6 protein-coding genes and 1 pseudogene are annotated in these 3,606 nt (G+C 71.8%); all 7 read left to right on the forward strand.

Annotation, left to right across the window (positions count from 1 at the left end; all coding sequences use genetic code 11):
* Positions 1-1,007, forward strand: a 1,007-nt coding sequence (locus HUU95_RS10985; protein WP_174280152.1) for a magnesium chelatase domain-containing protein, incomplete at its 5' end; no start/stop codon positions are given.
* A gap of 79 nt (positions 1,008-1,086) precedes the next feature.
* Positions 1,087-1,518, forward strand: a complete 432-nt coding sequence (locus tag HUU95_RS10990; protein ID WP_174280153.1) for a helix-turn-helix domain-containing protein — start codon at positions 1,087-1,089, stop codon at positions 1,516-1,518.
* Positions 1,519-1,549: 31 nt separating this feature from the next.
* On the forward strand, positions 1,550-1,873 hold the full coding sequence (locus HUU95_RS10995) for a hypothetical protein (RefSeq protein WP_174280154.1): 324 nt from the start codon (positions 1,550-1,552) through the stop codon (positions 1,871-1,873).
* Between the two features lie 72 nt (positions 1,874-1,945).
* Positions 1,946-2,371 (forward strand): hypothetical protein, encoded by a 426-nt coding sequence (locus tag HUU95_RS11000; protein WP_174280155.1) that lies wholly within the window; start codon positions 1,946-1,948, stop codon positions 2,369-2,371.
* Positions 2,337-2,846, forward strand: coding sequence for a MarR family winged helix-turn-helix transcriptional regulator (locus tag HUU95_RS11005; RefSeq protein WP_174280156.1), 510 nt, complete (start codon positions 2,337-2,339; stop codon positions 2,844-2,846). Before HUU95_RS11000 ends, HUU95_RS11005 begins: the two co-directional genes overlap by 35 nt.
* A 31-nt stretch (positions 2,847-2,877) precedes the next feature.
* Positions 2,878-3,423 (forward strand): CvpA family protein, encoded by a 546-nt coding sequence (locus HUU95_RS11010; RefSeq protein ID WP_174280157.1) that lies wholly within the window; start codon positions 2,878-2,880, stop codon positions 3,421-3,423.
* Positions 3,417-3,606, forward strand: a pseudogene (locus HUU95_RS11015) (iron-sulfur cluster assembly scaffold protein); the annotation flags it as partial. The gene HUU95_RS11010 and the pseudogene HUU95_RS11015, both read left to right, overlap by 7 nt.

Genomic DNA, 3,606 nt, shown 5'->3' on the forward strand with positions numbered 1-3,606 from the left:
ATGTCTCGGGCGAGGAGGCGGCGGACCAGGTGCGGTTGCGCGCGCGGCGCCTGGGGCTGGGCAACGCGCCCGTCCAGCTCGCCGCCGCCACCTCGGTGCGCGACATCCTGACCACGCTGGCGACCGGGCCGGCGCCGGCGCTGCTGGTGATCGACTCGATCCAGACGATGCACTCGGACCTGATCGAGGGCGCCCCCGGCACGGTCAGCCAGGTGCGCGCCTCGGCGGGGGAGCTGATCCGCTTCGCCAAGGAGCGCGGCAGCGCGGTGGTGCTGGTCGGCCACGTCACCAAGGACGGCAGCATCGCGGGGCCCCGCGTGCTGGAGCACATGGTCGACACCGTGCTCTCGTTCGAGGGCGAGCGATCGCATCAATATCGTATCCTGCGCGCGATAAAGAACCGTTTTGGAGGAACCGACGAGATCGGCGTCTTCGCGATGGAGACGGAGGGGCTGACGGAGGTCGCCAACCCGTCGGCGCTGTTCCTGACGCATCGCGATGAGGGCGTGACGGGGGCGACCGTGTTCCCGGCGCTGGAGGGCACGCGACCGGTGCTGGTCGAGATCCAGGCGCTGGTGGTGCGGCTCGCGTCGGGCGCGACGCCCCGGCGCGCGGTGGTGGGGTGGGATTCGGGGCGGCTGGCGATGGTGCTGGCGGTGCTGGAGGCGCGCTGCGGCCTCAGCTTCTCGGCCTGCGAGGTCTATCTCAACGTCGCGGGCGGCTATCGCGTGCAGGATCCGGCGGCCGACCTGGCGGTGGCGGCGGCGCTGGTCTCCGCGCTGTCGGAGCGCCCGGTGCCGGCCGACGCGGTCGCGTTCGGCGAGATCGCGCTGTCGGGCGAGCTGCGCCCGGTCGCGCACGCGCCGTTGCGCCTCAAGGAATCGGGCAAGCTCGGCTTCGAGCGCGCGTTGCTTCCCGCCGGCGCGGGGGGCGACGCGGCGGGACTGCGCATCAGTGGATTCCGGACGCTCGCGCAGGTCGTCGACCATCTGCTCGGCCGGGGATGACGCCGGCCCGATAACATAGCTTAACATGAATTAGTAAATATTTGCCCGGATCGGCTGGAAGGCATAGCATCCGCGCACAATGGAGAGGGCAGTCAGGCTCAGCCCGCGCCAGCGCCAGGTGCTGGAGCTGTATTGGACGCGGCGTGCCACCTCCAAGGAGATCGCGCGCGAGCTGTGCATCGCGCGGTCCACGGTGGACGGCTATTTCGCCGAGGCGCTGGAGGCGCTGGACGCGAAGGACCGGCGCGAGGCGGCGCTGCTCGTCTTCGGGCCGGCCCCGCTGTTGCTGCTGCCCATCTGTGAACCGCCCCCTGCCGCGATAGGGGATATGCCGGCGCGGGTATCGCCACCGCCGACCTGGACGCGATGGGTGCCGCTCCGAACAGGAGCACACAATGACCTTTCCATTCCCGCCCGTCTCGTCGCCATCCTCGCTCTCGCGTTTGTTCTCGCCATCGGCTTCGGCGCCTTCGCTGGCGGCGTCCGCGCCGTCAGCGACCTTCTCCGCTGAACCGGATCCGCGCGACCAAGCAATCGCTACGATGGTCGGCGCGCTGCACCGCTGCGAGCGGCTCGCGGCCGAGCTGTACGCCGAGCAGGGCCGGCTGGCGCAGGCGGCGATCGCGGCCGAGACGCAGCTCGGCCTGTCCGCCGTCGCCGGCCAGCTGATCCTCCACGAACTGGGCGAAGCGCAGGGCCATGCGGTGCGCGCGCGCGGCCATCTGGTGGCAGGGCACCGCCAGCTGGAGCGGCTGGGCAAGCGGATGGGACTGGATGTCGAGATGTTCGGCGACTCGGGCAAGCCGCCTGCGGAAGACGGCCTCAGGCCGGCGTTGGGAGCGGACACGCGACCGATCGTCGGCTAATGATGCCCGATGCCCACCTCTGTCTTCGTTTTCTGGATCGTTCGGTCGCTCCTGTTCATATCGGCGGCGGCCGTGACCTGCGGTTTTGCGTTCCGGAACGGTGGCCAGCCGGAACGCATCGTCGCCTGGCTGGTCGTGATCGCGGTCGGGATCACGACGGTCCTGCCGCGTCCGCACTTTGCCACCATCGTCTGGCCGTTGCTCGTCGCGGACGGCGTCATGCTCATCGGGCTGGTGCTGGTGGCGGCGTGGGCCGATCGGTTCTGGCCGCTTTACGTCGCCGCGGTCCAGCTGCTCGCGGTCACTCTTCACGGCGTCCGCGCCTACGACCCGACGATCCTGCCGGATGTCTACGCGCGGTTGGGCGGCCTGCTGGCCTATCCGGTCCTTGTCATCCTCGCGATCGGCACCTGGCGCCATCGCCGCCGCGCGCCGGGGTTCGACTGGTCGTGGCAGGTGCGGCGTGAGCGCGCCCTCGCTGGGGCGGCTGGCGGATGAGCTGGAACAGGTCGCGCGCGTGCTGCGCGACCATGGCGAGGTCGCGATGCTCAGGCCGATATCGGCCGGCGCGGCTCGGCAGCCGCCGCCCGGCGGCGAGCTGGCGATGCGGCTCTACCGTGAACGCCGCCGGCGCGATGCCGCCTTCGAGAGCACGGGGCTGGCGATGGCGGAGCCGAGCTGGGACATGCTGCTGCTTCTCTATGCCATGCAGGATGGTGACCGGCCGCTCACCGCGTCCAACGTCGCCGAAGCGGGCGGCAATGCCTCCACCACCGGGCTGCGGCACCTCGATCAGCTCGAACGCGCCGGGCTGATCGAGCGGACCAGCGATTCCGCGGATCGCCGCCGCACGCTGGTCAACCTGTCCGATCGGGGCCTGACGCTGATGCGGCTGGTATTGGAGGGGATGGCGATCGACCGCGACGAGGGCGCGCGCGGCGGCGCCGGCGTCCGGGCGGCGGCGCGGGGGTAGCATCGCGGGTTCAGGGTGCGTATGCCGGGCCATGGGTCTGACCGCGCTCGACATCCTCGTGCTCCTGGGCGTCGGCGGCGCGGCGGCGCTGGGCTTGGCGCGCGGGTTCGTGACGGAGGTGCTGGCCCTGTTCGCCTGGGTGGCGGCGGTGGTGGTGCTCAAGCTCGCCCACGCCCCGCTCACCCAGGCGCTCGCCGGCGTGATCGGCACCGTCCCCGGCGCGGCGGTGCTGGCGTTCGCAATGCTCACCGGCGTCACCTATCTCGCCGGGCGCTGGGTCGCGCGCGCCCTGGGCAAGCGGACGCGGACCTCCGTGCTGGGCCCGGTCGACCGCGCGCTCGGCCTGGGCTTTGGCGCGATCAAGGGGCTGATCCTCGCCAGCCTCGCCTTCATGCTGGTGGCGCTGGTGGTCGATACCGCGCGCGGCGGGGCGCGGCGGCGGCCCGAGTGGATGATCCACTCCCGCACCTACCCGCTGCTCGACGCGACCAGCGCCGGCATCGCCGACCTCCTGGACCGGCGCCGCCATGGCGACCCGCTCTGGGGTCCGCGCGACAACGAAAGCGTGCAATCGTGACGACGCTGTACACCACCGATATCCTGCGCCTCGCGGCGTCGATCCCGCATCACGCGCGCCTGCCGCACGCGCAGGCGACCGCCGAGAAACGCTCGCCCGTGTGCGGCAGCCGCGTCACGGTGGACGTCGGCCTCGGCCCCGACGGGCGGGTCGCGGACGTCGGCCTGCTGGTCCGCGCCTGCG

It is taken from the genome of Sphingomonas bacterium (genome assembly GCF_903643065.1).
Taxonomy (GTDB): domain Bacteria; phylum Pseudomonadota; class Alphaproteobacteria; order Sphingomonadales; family Sphingomonadaceae; genus Sphingomonas.

Bases quoted from the DNA above. Each gene is read 5' to 3' on its own strand.
- HUU95_RS10995 (WP_174280154.1), top strand. From the start codon at position 1,550: ATGGTCGGCGCGCTGCACCGCTGCGAGCGGCTCGCGGCCGAGCTGTAC.
- HUU95_RS11010 (WP_174280157.1), top strand. From the start codon at position 2,878: ATGGGTCTGACCGCGCTCGACATCCTCGTGCTCCTGGGCGTCGGCGGC.
- HUU95_RS10990 (WP_174280153.1), top strand. From the start codon at position 1,087: ATGGAGAGGGCAGTCAGGCTCAGCCCGCGCCAGCGCCAGGTGCTGGAG.